General features: G+C 66.3%; 15 protein-coding genes and 1 pseudogene. 13 read left to right on the forward strand and 3 right to left on the reverse strand.

Going from position 1 to position 17,157, the window contains the following annotated elements; genetic code table 11:
• Positions 1-71 precede the first annotated feature (71 nt).
• From fahA to V5A20_RS02750, 3 genes are all read left to right on the forward strand, one after another.
• The gene (gene fahA, locus V5A20_RS02740) at positions 72-1,361 is read left to right on the forward strand and encodes a fumarylacetoacetase (RefSeq protein ID WP_332314585.1); all 1,290 of its coding nucleotides are present in this window, start codon (positions 72-74) and stop codon (positions 1,359-1,361) included.
• Positions 1,362-1,660: 299 nt separating this feature from the next.
• The gene (locus V5A20_RS02745) at positions 1,661-2,107 is read left to right on the forward strand and encodes an Hsp20/alpha crystallin family protein (protein WP_332314586.1); all 447 of its coding nucleotides are present in this window, start codon (positions 1,661-1,663) and stop codon (positions 2,105-2,107) included.
• 238 nt (positions 2,108-2,345) lie between these two features.
• Positions 2,346-2,795 (forward strand): hypothetical protein, encoded by a 450-nt coding sequence (locus tag V5A20_RS02750; protein ID WP_332314587.1) that lies wholly within the window; start codon positions 2,346-2,348, stop codon positions 2,793-2,795.
• A 140-nt stretch (positions 2,796-2,935) separates the two neighbouring features.
• Here V5A20_RS02750 and V5A20_RS02755 read toward each other — a convergent pair whose 3' ends face one another.
• The gene (locus V5A20_RS02755) at positions 2,936-4,159 is read right to left on the reverse strand and encodes an Lnb N-terminal periplasmic domain-containing protein (RefSeq protein WP_332326660.1); all 1,224 of its coding nucleotides are present in this window, start codon (positions 4,157-4,159) and stop codon (positions 2,936-2,938) included.
• A gap of 105 nt (positions 4,160-4,264) precedes the next feature.
• On the opposite strand from V5A20_RS02755, the gene nth reads away from it, so the two are divergent.
• Together nth and gpmI are read left to right on the forward strand one after the other, a co-directional pair.
• On the forward strand, positions 4,265-5,113 hold the full coding sequence (gene nth / locus V5A20_RS02760) for an endonuclease III (RefSeq protein WP_332326661.1): 849 nt from the start codon (positions 4,265-4,267) through the stop codon (positions 5,111-5,113).
• Between the two features lie 109 nt (positions 5,114-5,222).
• The gene (gene gpmI / locus V5A20_RS02765) at positions 5,223-6,794 is read left to right on the forward strand and encodes a 2,3-bisphosphoglycerate-independent phosphoglycerate mutase (protein WP_332326662.1); all 1,572 of its coding nucleotides are present in this window, start codon (positions 5,223-5,225) and stop codon (positions 6,792-6,794) included.
• Positions 6,795-6,840: 46 nt separating this feature from the next.
• Here the strand turns inward: gpmI and sppA are convergent, their stop codons facing one another.
• A complete protein-coding gene (sppA, locus tag V5A20_RS02770) occupies positions 6,841-8,613 on the reverse strand; it encodes a signal peptide peptidase SppA (protein WP_332326663.1) in 1,773 nt (590 codons plus the stop codon).
• A gap of 353 nt (positions 8,614-8,966) precedes the next feature.
• Here sppA and hrcA point away from each other — a divergent pair, with 353 nt between their 5' ends.
• From hrcA to V5A20_RS02790, 4 genes are all read left to right on the forward strand, one after another.
• Positions 8,967-10,058, forward strand: coding sequence for a heat-inducible transcriptional repressor HrcA (gene hrcA, locus V5A20_RS02775; RefSeq protein WP_332326664.1), 1,092 nt, complete (start codon positions 8,967-8,969; stop codon positions 10,056-10,058).
• A 151-nt stretch (positions 10,059-10,209) separates the two neighbouring features.
• Positions 10,210-10,821 (forward strand): nucleotide exchange factor GrpE, encoded by a 612-nt coding sequence (locus V5A20_RS02780; RefSeq protein ID WP_332326665.1) that lies wholly within the window; start codon positions 10,210-10,212, stop codon positions 10,819-10,821.
• A 104-nt stretch (positions 10,822-10,925) separates the two neighbouring features.
• Positions 10,926-12,092: a molecular chaperone DnaJ gene (dnaJ, locus tag V5A20_RS02785; RefSeq protein ID WP_332314594.1), complete on the forward strand. Its 1,167-nt coding sequence runs from the start codon at positions 10,926-10,928 to the stop codon at positions 12,090-12,092.
• Between the two features lie 128 nt (positions 12,093-12,220).
• Positions 12,221-12,763 carry a flavin reductase family protein gene (locus V5A20_RS02790; protein WP_332314595.1) on the forward strand — a complete coding sequence of 181 codons (543 nt, stop codon included), beginning with the start codon at positions 12,221-12,223 and terminating at the stop codon, positions 12,761-12,763.
• Here the strand turns inward: V5A20_RS02790 and V5A20_RS02795 are convergent.
• Positions 12,688-13,530 carry a TIGR02757 family protein gene (locus V5A20_RS02795; protein WP_332314596.1) on the reverse strand — a complete coding sequence of 281 codons (843 nt, stop codon included), beginning with the start codon at positions 13,528-13,530 and terminating at the stop codon, positions 12,688-12,690. The two genes, V5A20_RS02790 and V5A20_RS02795, sit on opposite strands and share 76 nt — an antisense overlap.
• Before the next feature lie 220 nt (positions 13,531-13,750).
• Here V5A20_RS02795 and V5A20_RS02800 point away from each other — a divergent pair, with 220 nt between their 5' ends.
• The 4 genes and pseudogenes from V5A20_RS02800 to V5A20_RS02815 all read left to right on the forward strand — a co-directional run.
• Positions 13,751-14,758: an acetyl-CoA carboxylase carboxyltransferase subunit alpha gene (locus V5A20_RS02800; protein WP_332326666.1), complete on the forward strand. Its 1,008-nt coding sequence runs from the start codon at positions 13,751-13,753 to the stop codon at positions 14,756-14,758.
• A gap of 44 nt (positions 14,759-14,802) precedes the next feature.
• Positions 14,803-15,216: an acyl-CoA thioesterase gene (locus V5A20_RS02805; RefSeq protein WP_332314598.1), complete on the forward strand. Its 414-nt coding sequence runs from the start codon at positions 14,803-14,805 to the stop codon at positions 15,214-15,216.
• 241 nt (positions 15,217-15,457) lie between these two features.
• Positions 15,458-16,594, forward strand: coding sequence for an acetoin utilization protein AcuC (locus V5A20_RS02810; RefSeq protein ID WP_332314599.1), 1,137 nt, complete (start codon positions 15,458-15,460; stop codon positions 16,592-16,594).
• 259 nt (positions 16,595-16,853) lie between these two features.
• A pseudogene (locus V5A20_RS02815) lies at positions 16,854-17,157 on the forward strand (hypothetical protein); the annotation flags it as partial.

Genomic DNA, 17,157 nt, shown 5'->3' on the forward strand with positions numbered 1-17,157 from the left:
TCTGTTTCCGTCCGCGGGAGGTCGCCCCCTCCCGAATCTCTTCTGTCCGACCCCCAACCCCTCACGTCCGCATGACCGATTCTCCTCCCGATTCGGCCCTCACGTCCTTCCTGGAGGTGGCGGCCGACCATCCGTTTCCCATCCAGAATCTTCCGTACGGCGTGTTTTCGCCGCCCGAGACGACCGTGCCCCGGGTCGGCGTCGCCATTGGGGACCAGGTGCTCGACCTGGCCACGCTCAACAACGAAGGCATCTTCGATGTCCCCGAACTGCAGAACGCGCGCCCCTTTGCGCAGCCCACGCTGAACGACTTCATGGCCCTCGGGCCCGCGGCGTGGTCGGCCGTTCGAGACCGGGTGCAAACACTTCTCCGGGCCGACACGTCGGAGCTGCGCGACGACACGTCCCTCCGAACCCGGGTCCTCCACCCGCGGGCCGATGTGTCGCTTCGGCTGCCGGTCGACATCGGGGACTATACAGACTTTTACTCCTCGAAGCAGCACGCGACCAATGTGGGGACGATGTTTCGGGGCGCCGAGAATGCACTGAAGGACAACTGGGTGCACCTGCCGGTGGGGTACCACGGGCGGGCCAGCTCGGTTATTCTGAGCGGCCGCGACGTGCAGCGGCCCTGTGGCCAGACCCGGCCCGACGCGGACGCGCCGCCGGTCTACGGCCCGACCCAGCTGCTCGACTTCGAGCTCGAAACGGGCTTTTTCGTGGGGGAGGGCAACGAGCTCGGCAGGCCCCTCTCGATCGATGAGGCGGACGACCAGATCTTCGGCATGGTGCTGGTCAACGACTGGAGCGCGCGCGACATCCAGGGGTGGGAGTACGAGCCGCTCGGCCCCTTCTTGGGCAAAAGCTTTGCCACCACTATCTCGCCGTGGGTCGTGCCCATGGCCGCCCTGGAGCCGTTTCGGGTGGCCGGCCCGGCGCAGGACCCCGAGCCGCTCGACTACCTGCAGGCCGACGGCGACGCGGCCTACGACGTGACCCTGGAGGTCGATCTCGAAACGCCGTCGATGGCGGCCCCCCACACCGTGTGCCGCAGCAACACCAAACACTTGTACTGGTCGATGCGGCAGCAGCTTGCCCACCACACCGTCAACGGCTGCAATGCCCGCCCGGGGGATCTTCTGGCGTCGGGCACCATCAGTGGGCCCACGGAGGACAGCTACGGCAGCATGCTGGAGCTGTCGTGGCGCGGGGAGGAGCCGGTGTCGCTGCCGGGAGACGAGACACGTTCGTTTCTCGAGGATGGCGATCGGGTGATCATGCGGGCCTACGCGCAGGAAGAGGATTACCGGGTCGGGTTCGGGACGGCAGAGGGCCAGGTGCTTCCGGCGTCCTGCGCGTAACCTCGAACGCCCGCCCGAAGCAGAGACGTGCCGAGACAGAGACGAATTGGCAGGGGGAGGGGCAGGGGGTGCCGCCGTGGCAGAACCGTAGGCCCGCCCGTTGTCACAATTGCGGGCCCCTTCGCCTGGGGTGCCACCTCGTCTGGGCTGCCCGCCGAAGTGGCAGAGTCGTGTGGAGGATAATTGGGGTGGTACACGAGTTGCATCTGTGAGAGAATGAAGTCTGACGCGAGGGCTTGGTCCACAGGATTGAGTCCGCGTTTCCTCACAGAACCCACAATCGAATCCCTATCCTGACCATGACTCGCTTGACCCGCACCCGAAACCGAAACCTGAACGGTCTCCAGAATGAGATCGACCGCGTGTTCGACCGGTTCTTCCCCTCCCGGGACGAGAACGACGACAGTTCGTCCCCGCAGTCCGTGTGGCGCCCGCGCATGGACCTCATCGAGACGGAGGACGCGTACCGCCTCCACCTCGACATGCCCGGCATGAGCACAGACGACCTGACGATCAGCTACAAGGACAACGAGCTGGTCGTCAGCGGCGAGCGTGAGAGCAGTCGCACCGACGAGAACGAAGAGTTTGTGCGCGTCGAGCGCTCCTTCGGGCACTTCCGCCGGGCCTTCACCCTGCCCCAGACCGTGGACGCCGACAACATCGACGCGACCTACGACAACGGCGTGCTGACGATCCGCGTGCCGAAGACGGAGGCGGTGAAGCCGCGCCAGATTGAGATCCAGTAGGCCCTCGGTCCGAACGGCCCAGGGACCGGCCTCCCCTGGCCATGAGAAATAGAGCAGGTCGTCAGGCCCCTGTCCGGTGCTCCGGACAGGGGCTTTTTGTCGTGGGATGGGGAACCGAGAGGGGCTCGAGGGATCTACGACGAGTTTCACGATTTCGGAAGGCTGTGGAGAAACCTGCGCCGGCAGCCACATCTTCGAACCGAAAGGTCCAACTCTTCTACACCGACGCCTCCTCCCGATGCGACGCACCACGCTCATCGACGAGAACGGGCATCTCGTAACGGTGAAGGCACCGGACGAGCAGCCAACCAACGACCCGAAGGAGGACACGCACCACGATTTCCTAACGGACCACTGGATGGACGTGGCCGCGGCGTCGTACCTGGGATTTAAGCGCCACGGCATCGGCACTGTCGTGGTCACGCAGCGGGACCCCGCCTCAAGCCCCATCCACGAGAGCATCGGCACCCACAAGTTGCTCTACAGCCCTGCGAGCGGCGGGTGGCTGAAGCACCACGAGGAACGGCTCCCCGCGGAGTGGCTCGACACGCGCTTCCAGTCGTACAACCCGAACGAATCGGCGGTTGTCATCATGTCCGACGACGACGGCTCACTGCGCGTCTACGCCGTAGACGGCACGCCCGCCCCGCCGCGGAGCTATGAACTTGTGCAGGCGCGACAGAACTGAGTCCGCCTCGGGCCGTCCGTTGTTGGGGATGTCCGTTGGGGAGGGCTGTTGGCCAGAGATGCGGTCATGGTGCGTGGCGAGGGGGCTTGAGGGCGAATGGTGCGCAGGGCGAACGGTGCGCATTGCGCTCACGTGCTCGTTTACCGAATTCGGGGCCGTTCCGAGTCGGCCCCGAGCGCCCGCCATCCGCCCCGGATGCCCACCGTAAGCACGACGGGAAAGACCGCCGCGTGCAGGTCCTGTGGCCACCATGTCCAGCCGAGGGCCACGACCGCCGCCGTCACGGCCGTCACGGCCAAATACATCCGGAGCCCTGCCGCCGAGGGGCGCCACAGCAGCAGGGGGGCCGCAAGGAGGTGGGTGGGCCACGCCCAGAGCAGGTTCCAGTTGTACGTGGTCACCGCGTAGGTGGACACGAACCAGAGGAAGCACGCGAGCACGCCCGTGACGCCCACCGCGGCGAGCAGCAGGGCATCGCCGTACGTGCCGGGCTGGCGCCCCGTTGTGGCCTGCCAGCCGGTCCAGCCGAGCGTGAGGAATAGAATCATCCATCCTGCCGCGAGGGGCCAGTCGAAGGCCGACGGTGTCGCCTCGTAGCCCTCAATCCATCGCGTCGTGTCCGTGTGGGCCACCAGGGCGCGGGTCGTGTCGCCCGACTGTACGGTGGCGTGGGCGAACGCCTCGAACAGGTAGTCGGGCAGGAAGTGGGCCTCCCGCGGCGTTGCACGACGATCGGCCGGCGTGCCCAGCGCGAGGTCGAAGCTCAGGTCGACGAGTGGCAGGTTGGCCGCGTAGGGGTCGAGCAGTTGTCGGAAGGTCGCGTCCGGCCGCGGACGATCCCCAAACTGCACCGCGTCGCCCAGGGCCTGCTCCAGCGCATCCCGCACGCGGGTCGAGCAGTTGTCGAAAAAGAAGACGTACTGGTAGTAGCGGTTCTCCGGGCGGGCGTTCACCTGCAACACTCGAAAGAGCGCTGTTCGCTGCGCACGGGTTAGATTGAGCGTTTGCTCGAGGACCGGCCGCTGCTGCTGCTCGTAGGCCCGCAGGGCTCGGGGAAAGGGCACCACGCTCAGAAAGTAGCGGAGATGTCCGTACGCGAATTTAGGGATAAAGAGGGGGTCACTGAAGTCGAAGGTGCCGTAGTTGTAGAGCCGGTCGATGTTCTGGGCCGGGTCGTGGACGCGGAGGGCGCTGTGCCCGAACATCGAGTACACCGGGGTGCCGGGCAGGATGGTCACCATCGACACCTCCGATTCGGCCGAGAGCCGGGGGGGGTGGGCCGAGAGCGATGGGGGGGCGCTTCCGAGTAGCAGCGTGGCCCCGAGCACGCACAAGGAGAGCCGGACAGAGAGGGAAGGGGCCATAGAGCACGACGTGAAGCACAGAGCAAATTGGTCTCGCCTCGAACGTTCGTCCTCCCCGCGGGTTCAACGCGCAGATGTCATTTTTGAACCAGCGTGCCTGCCTCCGTGGGACGATCCGACCGTGCCGAGTCTGTTCTCGAGAATCTCCGTGAGCGCATCGACCGCCCGACGACTGAGCTCCAGTACGACACCCCGTACCAGCTTCTCGTCGCGGTCATCCTGTCGGCCCAGTGCACCGACGAGCGGGTCAACAAGGCGACCCCCGATCTCTTCGACACGTACCCGACGGTGGAGGCCCTTGCCGACGCCACGCCCGACGACATCTATCCCTACATCCAGTCCATCACGTTTCCCAATAACAAGTCGGGCTACTTGGCCAAGATGGCCCGGCAGATCGTCGATCAGTTTGACGGCCAGGTGCCCGAGGCGATCGACGACCTGGAGACCCTTACGGGGGTGGGGCGCAAGACGGCCCGCGTGGTGGCGCAGGTGGCCCACGACGCCGACGCGCTCCCCGTGGACACCCACGTCTTCCGCGTGGCCAACCGCATCGGGCTCGTGAAGGAGGACGCGACTACGCCGAAGAAGGTGGAGCAGCAGCTCAAGCGCATCATTCCGAAAGAAGACTGGGGCGAGGCGCATCACCTGCTCATCCTGCACGGCCGGTACACCTGCACGGCCCGTTCGCCGGACTGCCACGATTGTCCGATTCGCGAGGCCTGCAAGCACTACGGTCGTCTCCAGCGCCTGCCGGGTCCCATTGACGGGCTGGATCCGTCGGCGGGAACCTACTACTGCACCACCAGCGACCACTACTTCGACGAGCCCGAGACGCACGTCGACCGCCACAACCTCGAACAGGTGGCGTGTCCCCGCTGCGGCTCCATGCAGGTCGTCCGCACCTCGACCGGCGAGCCCACCAAGCAGGTCAAGGACTATCGGGTAAATGGGTGACGGCCTTCGAGGGGGCGGCCCTCCTTGAATTCCGAGCCCGAACGCCAACGAACCTCCATCTCTTCCCTCGACATTTCTTCACGAGACCCGACCAGCCACTCCCACTCCGATGGACCACTCGAATCGTCACCTCCTCCTCATCCTCGACGGCTGGGGCCTGGCCGAGGACCCTTCCGTCAGTGCCGTCGAACAGGCGAACACGCCCTTCGTCGATCACCTCTACGACGACCATCCCCACGGCGTCCTGAAGGCGTCGGGGCGGGAGGTGGGCCTGCCCGAGGGGCAGATGGGCAACTCGGAAGTGGGCCACACCAACCTCGGGGCGGGCCGGGTCGTCTACCAGGAGATCCTGCGCATCTCGAACGCCATCGAGGACGGCTCCTTCTTTGAGAACGAACCGCTGGTCCGGGCCGCCCGGCACGCGAAGGCCAACGACCAGAAGCTCCACCTGATGGGCTGCTTCTCGGACGGGGGGGTGCACAGCCACCTCGAGCACCTGTACGGCCTGCTGGAGCTGGCCCGGCGCGAAGGGCTGGATCCGGCGCAGGTGAACGTGCACGCCTTCACCGACGGGCGCGACACGGATCCCCACGGCGGCGTCGACTACGTGGAGCAGTTCCAGAAGGAGGCCGACGAGATCGGGGTGGGGCGCCTTGTGTCCATCGTGGGGCGCTACTACGCGATGGACCGGGACGAGCGGTGGGAGCGCACCGAGCGGGCCTACCGGCTCCTCACGGAGGGACGGGGCGAGGATTTTGACGACCCGGGGGCGGCCCTGGAGGCGAGCTACGACGACGAGGTGACCGACGAGTTTGTAGAGCCCCGGCGCATCCGCGTGGACGACGAGGATGCGTTTGGCGACCACGGCACCCGCGTTGAGGACGGCGACGCCGTGATCTACTACAACTTTCGCTCGGACCGCGCCCGGCAGCTCACGCGCGCCTTTACCGAAGCCGACTTCGATGGCTTCGAGCGGGAGCGGCTCAACGACCTGAAATTCGTGACGATGTCGCCTTACGACGACGCGTTCGACCTGCCGGTGGCGTTCGAGAAGCTCAACCTGGAGGGCACGCTCGGCGAGGTCATCAGTGAGCGGGGCGGGCACCAGCTGCGGGCCGCCGAGACCGAGAAGTACGCCCATGTCACCTACTTCTTCAGTGGGGGGCGCGAGGCGCCGTTCGAGGGCGAGGACCGCATCCTTGTGCCGTCGCCGAAGGTAGACACCTACGACCTGCAGCCCGAGATGAGCGCGCCGGAGCTGGCCGACCGGGTCGCACGCGCCCTTGGGGACGAGGAGTACGACCTCGCCGTCCTCAATTTCGCCAACCCTGACATGGTGGGTCACACCGGCGATTTCGACGCGGCGGTGGCGGCCTGTGAGGCGGTGGACCGGAGCGCCCGACAGGTGGTGGAGGCCGCCCGCGAAAATGGCTACTCCGTCAGCATCATCGCAGACCATGGCAACGCCGACAAGCTGAAGAACCCGGATGGGTCGCCCCACACGGCGCACACCACGGCCCTCGTGCCCCACATTATTCTCAAAGACGGCTTCGAGGGGCCGGTGCAGGACGGCAAGCTCGGCGACGTAGCGCCCACCATTCTCGCGTTGCTCGGCGAGGACGTGCCCGACACCATGGACGGGAAGGTCCTCGTGTCCTCCCGACAAACCACCGCCTCTTAGCACGACGGTTGTCGTCGGGGGGGGCAGGCGTGTGCCGCCCCGGGGGCTACTCAATCGCCGGCTCGAAGGGAAGCCGGGCCTGGACCGATCCGTGCGTGCCCACCACGCGGTCGAGCATCTGCTTCTGGCGCCAGAACTTGCGCTCAAGGGCATTGGTCGTGGCGGACCGCCACATCTGCCGGGTCTGCGCCGCAAACTGTTCGCTGAATCGTTCCACGAGGGTCTTTGGCTGGGGCAGGGCGCGCGTTCGGTAGGGACCCTCCCCGAGGTCCGCCGCGTCGCCCGCCGCGGCCACGGCGTCGGCGAGCGTGCCGGTCGTATCCACGAGCCCGACTTCTTGGGCGTCTCGCCCCGACCACACGCGGCCCTGGGCAACCTCGTCGACCGCCTCCACGCTCATGCCGCGGGCGTCGGCCACGCGCTGGAGGAACGTGTCGTAGGTCTGGTCGATGGAGCCGCCGATGAGCCGGCGCTCGTCCGGGCTCAGGGGCTTGGTCGAGGAGAAGAGATCTGCGTAGGGGCTGGTGCGCACCCCGTCAAACGTGACGCCGAGCTGGTCTTCGAAGAAGCCCTCGGCGTTCACCAAAAGGCCAAACACCCCGATCGAGCCGGTCGTGGTCGTGGGGGCCGCCATGATCGAGTCCGCCCCGGCCGCGATGTAGTAGCCGCCCGAGGCGGCCACGTCGCCCATCGATACGATGACCGGCTTCTCGTTGGCCGTCCGCTTCACGGCCCGCCACATCGCCTCCGACGCCGCCGCGCTGCCGCCCGGCGAGTTTACCCGGAGCACGACGGCCTGGGTCTGAGAGCTGGTGCGTGCCGTCTTGAGGGCCTCCGTCAGGGTCGTCGAGCCCAGCGTCTGTGCGCCCCCGATGGGAGACTGGCTCGGGTCCCCGGTGACGATACTGCCCTCCGCGTACACGATGTCGACCTGTCCGGAGCCGGTGTACGACTGTCCGGCCTCTTCGGCCGGCACCCGCTGGTACCCGTCCACGGACACGGTCGCGAGGTCGCTGCCCACAGACCCGTCGACAATGCTGCGGAGGCGGTCCCGCACCTCGTCTTCGTAGCGAAGCCCATCGACGAGGTTCGCGTCCAGGGCCGCGGAAGAGGTGAGGAGGGCCTCGTCCTGCGCGAGGCGGTTGAGGGCCTCCGGCGAGATATCGCGCGCCTCCGAAAGGGCCGTCATGAATTGGTCGTTCACCGTTTCCAGGAGGGCCGTGAGCTGTTCGCGGTTCGGCTCCGACAGGTCTGAGCGCACGAACGGCTCCCCGGCGCTTTTGTATTCCCCGGCCCGGATAAGCTGCGGCTCCACGTCGAGGCGCTGGAGGGCGCCGTCGAAGAAGGTAACGGTCGTGCCAAATCCGTTGTACTCGAACGACGACTGCGGGGCCGTGAAGACGCTGTCCGCCGCGCTGGCCACAAAGTAGTCCTTCTCCGACATGCCGAACTCGTCACTGGAGGCGAGGATGGGAACCCCGCTCTCCCGCGCCTGCACGACGGCCTGCCGCACCTCTTCGAGCGTGGCCCAGTCGGCGCTCACCCCTTTCGTCCGCAGCCAGACGGCCTCGATGCGAGAATCGCTACTCGCCTTCCGGAGCGAAGTCTGGAGGGCCCGCAGGTCGTACTTCGGCCCCCCTCCGAAGGCCTTCTGAAAGGGATCATCGGTCACGCGCTCTGGAATGTCGCCGGACAGGGGCACCGTGAGGACCGAGCCGGGCTGCACGGACGGCGTCTGGTCGGCCGACAGGGAGATGGCGAAAAAGAAGAAGACAAAGAAGAAGACAATGAGCCCCAACGCAATCAGGGTCCCAATCACGCTGGCGGCGAGGGTTGATAAGAAACGCATGGAGGGAATCGAAGTGAAGGGGAGGACCGTGACGGCTGGACGGCGCGAATGCACAACCGATACACGTGTATTCGGCGGCGGGGTCCGCCGTTTCGAAGGGCAGCGTGAGGCCTGTGACCCGCGCGTCAGGGAAACTCGCCCCCGGTCGTCATGTACACGAAATGATAGATTCTGTCTTGCTGCCCGGGGTTTTGTCCCCCCTTCAGGCCCGCCGGTTTCGACGGGCGGGCCCCGCTGGAGGCTCCCCACCGGCGAGCCGGGTCGGGAGGCAGATCGATTCACACAGCGGCCTGGACGCCCGTTTGAGAAATTCCTTCCCCCCTGTGAGCCCTGTTGAAGAAAACGACGATCGGCCCTCCCTCAGCGAGCGTGAGCGCAACATCCTCCGCCTTGTCATCGAGCAATTCGTCGACACGGCGGGGCCCGTGGGGTCGCGGTCGCTGGCCAAAGACACGAACGTGGACTTGAGCCCGGCCTCCGTCCGCAACACCATGTCGGACCTGGAGGACATGGGCTACCTTGACCACCCGTACACCTCCGCGGGGCGGGTGCCCACCCGGCTGGGGTACCGCACGTTCGTGGACGAACTCATGGACACGCCGGAGCTCTCGGAGGTAGAGCGGGAGGTGCTCAAGGTGAAGTTTGCTCGCCTCGTCAGCGATACCGACGAACTGCTGAGCGAAAGCACCCGTCTGCTGAGCAAGCTCACCAACCTGCTGGGCATTGCCCTCACGCCACGCCTCTCGACAGCGGTGTTGGGGCGGCTTGACATCGTTCCGCTGTCCAGCTCGCGTCTCATGTTCGTGCTGAGTGTGCGAGGGGGACTTGTGAAGACGGTTGTTCTCAAATTTGAGCCAGGCCTGCAGCGGTCCAAGGTCGACCGCATCGTGTCCACCCTCAACGAGCGGCTCGCCGGCCTGACCCTGCACGAGATTCGTGATACGCACGACGAGCGCCTCGGCGACCTGCCCGACGATACAGGCCTCATCGAACTTGTGCTCGACGAGGCCCCGCTTCTTTTCAGCGAGCCAGATGAAGGTCGGCTGCAGTTTGACGGCACGCAGAACATTCTGTCCCAGCCTGAATTCCAGGAGCCGGACGACATGCGCCGCCTCATCGAGACCATCGAAGACGAGGATCGCGTCGTGCAGGTGCTTGAAAATCTGTTCGAGGCCAATCCCGATGCCGTGGGACAGGCCGTTGTCCGCATCGGCAGCGAGACCGACGAAGACGAGATGGACGACTACTCCATTGTGCTGTCCCCGTATCAACTCGGCGACACGGTCGGGTCGCTCGGCGTCATTGGGCCAAAGCGCATGGACTACGGCCGTGCCGTGGCCCTCGTTGAGAACATGGCCGCCGTCGTAAACCGACCTGCCGACGACGAGGCGGAAGATTCGTCTGTTCCTTCTTAGCTGTTGGCCCCCAGGTTCTCGGGGCCGCGCCCCGAACGTCGCCAGTGGTCGTCGGCATCCGCCGGCGACCGTTCGTGTTGTTTGTCCCGTGCATTGTCCCACGAACCCCCCCTTGTTGACTGTGAGCGCAGATTCGAACGACGGTCGTTCCATGCCCAACGACCCGCCGCCAAACGCCGATGACTCCTCCGACGCCGATGCCGAAGAGGCTCTCGACCTGCCGGAGGACACGGAGGCCCTCACGGACGAGGTGAAGGCCCTCCGTGAAGAGGTCAAGACCTTGGAGGGGGAGCGGGAGGACCTGAACGAACGTCTGCTCCGCAAGGCGGCAGAGCTCGAGAACGTGCGTCGCCGCATGAAACGGGAGAAAAAGCGCCGCCATGTGGCTGGAAAGGAGACCGTCCTGGAGTCGATGCTCGACGTGCTGGACGATTTTGAACGTTCCCTCGACGCGGCGCAGGACCTCGACGTCTCCGAAGACCCGGAGTCGGCCTACGAGACGCTCAAGGGCGGGGTCGAGATGGTGTACCGCAAGTTCCAGGACCAGCTTCAGTCCCTTGGCGTGGAGCCGATTGAGGCGGAGGGGAAGCCATTTGACGAGCAGCTGCACGAGGCGATGATGCGGCAGCCGTCCGACCAGGTGGAGCCGGGCACGGTCCTGGAGGAGGTCCAGAAGGGATACACGATGGGCGACCGGGTGCTTCGCCACAGTCGCGTCGTCGTGGCCGCCGAGCCCTCAAACAGTGCGGCTGAGTCTGCATAGCCACTCGCCGCCGTGTCCCCGGACAGGGGGGCGCTCTACTGCATTTCTTGCACGCTGACGCAGCGGCCGACGGCCGTGCTCTTCCGAACGAATTACTCCCACACATGCCGCGCGACTACTACGACATTCTCGGGGTCGACGAAGATGCCTCCGACAAAGAAATCAAGAAGGCCTACCGCGAGAAGGCGATGGAGTACCACCCGGACCGCAATCCGGACGACCCGGAGGCCGAGCAGAAGTTCAAGGAGGCGTCCGAGGCGTACGAGGTGCTTTCGGACTCGGAGCAGCGTCAGCGCTACGACCAGTTTGGGCACGACGGCGTCGATAGTGGAGCGAGCGGCGGCCGACGAGGCCGGGGGCGCGGCTTCCAGGACATCGAGGACATCTTCGATGCCTTCAGCGACATCTTCGGCGGTGCCCGAGGGGGAGGCCGCGGCCGAGGCCGGTCGGACCGAGGGCGCGGGCGTCCGGGCAGCGACCTTCGCGTGTCGCTCTCGCTGACGCTCGAGGAGATTGCGGAGGGCACCGAAAAGAATCTCCGTCTTCAGAAGTACCTGGAGTGTGAACCGTGCGACGGCACCGGCGCCGAGGGCGGCATGGGCGGACAGAATTTCTCGATGTGCCCGAAGTGTGACGGCACCGGCGAGATTCGGCAGGTGTCGCGCTCCGTGTTCGGCCAAGTGGTAAACGTGCAGCCGTGTCCCCGGTGCGAGGGCGAGGGGCGCATCATCGACAACCTGTGCGACGAGTGTGGGGGCGAGGGGCGCGTGCAGGGGGAGGAGTCGGTTTCGATCAACGTGCCGCCGGGCGTGATGGAGGGCAACTATCTCACCCTCGCCGACGCCGGCAATGCGGGCCTCCGCGGCGGGCCGTCCGGGGACCTCCGCATCGAGATCGAGGAGGAGCCCCACGAACACTTCGAGCGGGATGGACTCGACGTCTACTACGACCTCCACCTGTCTTTCCCGGAGGCGGCCCTGGGCACCGAGGTGGACGTCCCCACGCTGGAGGGGCAGGCCCGCGTGGAGGTGGATCCCGGCGTGCAGGCCGGCAAGATTCTCCGCATGCGGAACCGCGGGCTTCCCGACCTGGAGAGCAGCGGACAGGGCGATCAGATGATCCGGGTGCACGTCTGGACCCCGCAGGAGCTTACCGCGGAAGAAGAAGAGCTTCTCGAGCAACTTCAGGAGCACGACCACTTTCAGCCTCAGCCCCCCGAAGAAGACACTCAGAAGTCCTTCTTCCGTCGTGTGTCCGATGTCTTCTCGTGAGAGGTACAGTCTCGTAACGGATGCGGTCGGCGCTGAACGGCCCCCGCCCCGCGTCATTCAACGTACGTCTTCTGAAGTGCCCGCACTTCTTGCGGCACCTGCGTCACACACCGGTTTCCCTCCTCCTCATGGCCGACGAAGACCCAAGCACATTCCGGGCCTCGATGCGCCGGGTGCCCTCGCCTGTTGTCGTGGTAACGGCCCGCGGCCCGCAGGAAGTACGCGGCATCACCATCGGTTCCTTTTCGAGCGTCGCGCTCGACCCGCCGCTCGTGAGTTTCAACGTGGCCCGTGACTCACGCATGTTTGAGGTGATGGAGGCATGTGAATGGTTTGCGGTGCACGTGCTGGGAGAGAACCAGGCCCACCTTGCGAAGCAGTTTGCCGTGCCTGGCCTCAGCGGCCCCGAGCAGTTTGAGGCGGTGCCCCACGAGCGCGATCCCCACGGCACGCCCATCCTGGACGGCGGCTCGGCCGTGCTCCACTGCCGGCTGCATGACTCACTTCCGGCCGCCGACCATTGCCTCTACGTCGGCCGTGTCGCAGAGGTGGAGGAGCGACCGGACCAGGGCGCGGTGCTGTACTACAAGAGCGACTACCGGGGCGTGGGCAAGGAGCTCCCATCGACCCGGTTGGCCCCGGTAAAGCGGGCGTCTAACGACTCGTCCTGAGTCCCCACCCCGAAGAACGCAAAGTCGTAGCGCGCAGGGTCCGCCGCGCAAAAGTGCCGGCAGATGGCCGTGAGGCGGCGGACCGCCGTCCAGTCGTTCGTCTTTCGCTCCAGCAGTCCGAGGGCGCGGGCCTGTCGGCCCACGTGCACGTCCACCGGCAGCATCAGCTCGGACGAGTCCAGGATGGACCACAGGTTGAGGTCGACGGGGCCCGGTCGCACCATCCAGCGGAGGTACATGTTGAGTCGCTTGCAGGCGCTGCCGGCCTCGGGGCGCGCCAGGTGCTTGCGGAGGCGCTGCGGGGTCTCGTCGTGGATCGTGAGAAGGGTGGTGCTCACGCCCTGCAGCATGGCCGCTACGGGAGACCCGTCCGGGTCGTCGGGGCGGTGGGCGTCGAAGAGGCCCTCCACGGTCTCGTGGCGCTCCAGCGCAGCGCTCAGGTTGGCCGTCAGCCAGCGTGCGTCGATGGGCTGGAAGGTGCGGTGCACGAACCCGTCGAGGGCGTCGGCGTCGGTCGCCGGGTCAAACGATCGAACAAAGCGGTACGGGGCGTGTCCCATCCGCTCGCACAGCTCCTCCAGCTTGCGCAGCAGCACGTCGCGCCGGCCCCACGCCAGCAGCGCCGCGTAGAGCCCGATGACCTCCTGGTCGCGCGGATCGTCGAAGGCGTGCGGGATGGAAACGGGATCGTCGTCGATAAAGGCTGGGCGTTCGTGCCGGTCGACCAGCGTATCAAGATACTCGTGGAGGGCGTCGAGGGTGGCCACGAAGGGACGTCGAGACTGATGTGGAGGCAGCGCGACGTACCCGGACGGTCGCCGCGAGGGCGCGTTCCGGAGGGCCGCAGCGCAGATCCGCGGACCTCGGCCTTCTGGAAAACTTTGTATGTCCGGGGGCCGTCGCCTCCCGCGTTATTGCCATTCCCGTCGCCGAACTGCTTATTTGTGTGGACTGACCGGTGCGTGTCCCAAACCAACCTGTCCCGCTATGGCCGACGATGACCACCTGCTCGATTTCGAGAAGCCCCTCGTTGAGCTCGAGGACAAGCTCGCCGAGATGCGAGAGCTCAACGCGGAAACGCAGGACGACCTGTCCAACGAGATCGAGGCGTTGGAGGAGCGGGTCGAACAGCTGCGGACCTCCATCTACCGCAACCTGACGCGGTGGCAGCGGGTGCAGATTGCCCGCCACCCGCAGCGGCCCTACACGCTGGACCACATCGAGGCGCTGACGGAGGACTTCACAGAGCTGCGCGGGGACCGCAAGTTCGGTGACGACCGGTCCATCGTCGGGGGGCTGGCGCAGTTTACGGGCAGCCGCTTCGGGTATCGCGACCGCACCGTGATGATTATGGGGCACCAGAAGGGGCGCGACACGAAGGAGCGCAAGTACCGCCGCTTCGGCATGCCCAACCCGGAGGGCTACCGGAAGGCGGAGCGGCTCATGAAGATGGCGGCCAAGTTTGGGAAGCCGGTCGTGGTGCTTCTCGACACGCCGGGCGCGTATCCGGGCATGGGGGCCGAGGAGCGGGGACAGGCCGAGGCCATCGCGCACAATCTCTTCGAGATGGCCCGCCTGGAGACACCGATCGTGATCGTCGTGATTGGAGAGGGGGCGTCCGGGGGGGCCCTCGGGGTTGGGCTGGGCGACCGCACCCTGATGCTCGAAAACGCCTGGTACTCGGTGATCGCGCCGGAGAGCTGCTCGCAGATCCTCTGGCGCTCGTGGGACCATAAGGAGGACGCGGCGCAGGCGCTCAAACTCACAGCCACGGACCTCACGGAGGTCGACATTGTCGACGAAATCATTCCCGAGCCCGTCGGGGGGGCTCACCGCGACCCGAAGGCGACCTACCGGGCCGTGGGGGCGTCCGTGGCCGATGCGCTCAACGAACTCGAGGACCTCGACCCGCAGACCCTTCTCGACCGGCGGCTCGACAAGTTTGATGCCCTGGGGGCCTACGAGTCGGCCGAGCCGATGGCGGCGTCGGTCTAGCGTCTCCCGCGGTCTCGTGTCCCCTCGCGCATCCGTGCCCACCCATGGCCTACACATACTCGCATCCCCATCGCGTCCGGTATCGGGAGTGCGACCCGATGGGTGTGGTGTATCACACGCACTACCTCGACTACTTCGAGGTGGCCCGGACCGAGGCGCTGCGCCACGCCGGGGTGCGGTACCGCGACCTTGAGGCCGACGGCATCATCATGCCGGTCGTGCACGTGGAGGTGGACTACCACGGCCCGGCCCGCTACGACGACCAGCTCGTCGTGGATGCCCACTTTGAGCAGATGCCCACGGTGCGGGTTCCCATCGACTACACGGTGCGTCGGGAGGGGGAGGACGAGGCGCTCGTCACCGGGCACACCACGCTCTGCTTCACGGACGCCGAGGCGCGGCGTCCCACCTCGCCGCCCCAGGCGGTCCACGAGGCCTTCGCCCCGCTTCTCGACTGACCGTCTGGCGCCTCTTTCGAGTCGGGCGGGTCGGCCGAACCGCAGCCGAGCTCCGGCGGCAGGAGGCCGGCAACCAACAATGTCTGGAGGGACATGGGACTCGTCCTACCCGTGAGCCCTGAACGGTGACCAGGCTCGGGAGGGGTTCATTGACGAACAGGCCCGGTGGTGACTACCTTTGAGGTCCCACGGCCGATTTCGGGCCCGGTCCCACCATCCTGTTGCTGTCCGCCTCGCGAGCATGGCTACGACTCTTTTCCACGACCGCTACCTCGAGTACGACTTCGGCCCGGAGCACCCCTTCAGCCCCGTCCGGCAGGAGATGGCGATGGATCTGCTCAACGCCCTGGGCGTCCCGCTCGACCCTGAGGCGCCCCCGGTAGCGACCCGGAACGACGTGCGCCGAGTGCACAGCGAGCCGTTCGTGGAGACGGTGGAGGCGGCGTCGGATGGCACCCCGCCGCCCGAGGCTCGCTCGTTCGGGCTCAATACCGGCGACGTGCCGGTCTTTGAGGACATGGACGCGGCGACCCGTGGCCTCGTGGGGGGCACGCTTCACGGGGCGCGTTTGATCGCCGATGAGGAAGCGACCCGCGTGCTCCAGTTTGGCGGCGGGCTCCACCACGCGCATCGAGAGCGGGCCTCTGGGTTTTGTGTCTACAACGACCTGTCCGTGGCCATCGATGCCCTGCGGGAGCACGACCTTCGCGTCGCCTACGTGGACGTCGATGTGCACCACGGGGACGGCGTGCAGCACCTGCACGAGGAGGATCCTGGGGTGCTCACGGTCAGTCTTCACGAAACGGGGCGGGCCCTCTTCCCGGGGACCGGGCACATCGAGGACATTGGGGCAGGGCCCGGCAGGGGCTTTGCCCTAAACGTGCCACTGGCCCCGTTTACCGAATCGGGCAGTTACCTCGATGCGTTCGAGCACGTGGTGCCCCACGCCCTGCAGCACTTTCAGCCGGACGTGATTGTGGCGCAGTGTGGCGCCGATGCCCACTTCAGCGATCCCCTGGCCGACCTCCTCCTCACGACGCAGGCCTACGAGAAGATCTTTCGTCGTCTCCTCGCCCTCGCCGATGAGCACGCCGGGGGACGGTTGCTCTGTACCCTCGGCGGGGGGTATCAGCTCGATGCGGTGTCGCGGGTTTGGGCCCTCCTCGCGCTGGTCATGCTGGACTGCGAGATTCCGGATGCTCTGCCCGGAGCGTATCGGGACCGGTGGCAGGACCGCCTCGACGAGCCGCTGACGCCCACGCTCCACGACCCCGAACAGGACTTCGAGGTGGACCGCCAGTCCTCGATCGAAACGCGAAACCGTCGCACGAGCGAGCAGGCCCTGGAGCAGGTGGCGTCCCACTGGCACTGCGCGTAGCGAGCTGGAGCATCGCGTTTGTGCATGCGGCGGGCAGAATCTGGAGTATGGATGGTATTACCTCTCATACCCCTCCGGAGGCCTGAAAAATCTTGCGGCGACTGAGCCTCTAGATATCGTCCAGGAGGTGTGAAAGAGCATGGTGCGACGTTACGTCTCCCGTTTTCTGTGTGTCTACAGAAATGAAGCACTGGGAGAGACACGGCATCCGTGCCCGCCCAGGGGCCGCCCGTTTTGTTGCCAAGGCACCTCGCACGGCATGAATGCCCGCAGGTCCATTCTCGGCGCCTCCATCGGTGTTCTTCTGCTTGCGCCCGCTCCGGTCGAAGACCGTGACCCCGGACCAGAATCGCCGAGTAGAGAACTGTCCAACGTGAACACGTGCGTCGAGCAACAAGGACCTGTCAGTGCGGCGGCCTCCGTCAACCGCCTGAGCACCGCGTATGCGCCGCAAGAGGTCGGGTCGACCGACACCGCCCGGGTGGCTGCGCCCATCGACCTCAAGGAACCGACCCTGTGGCTGGCCCGGGCCATCTACTCCGAGACGAAGCTGCCCCACGAGC

The organism is Salinibacter sp. (assembly GCF_036626415.1).
GTDB lineage: Bacteria > Bacteroidota > Rhodothermia > Rhodothermales > Salinibacteraceae > Salinibacter.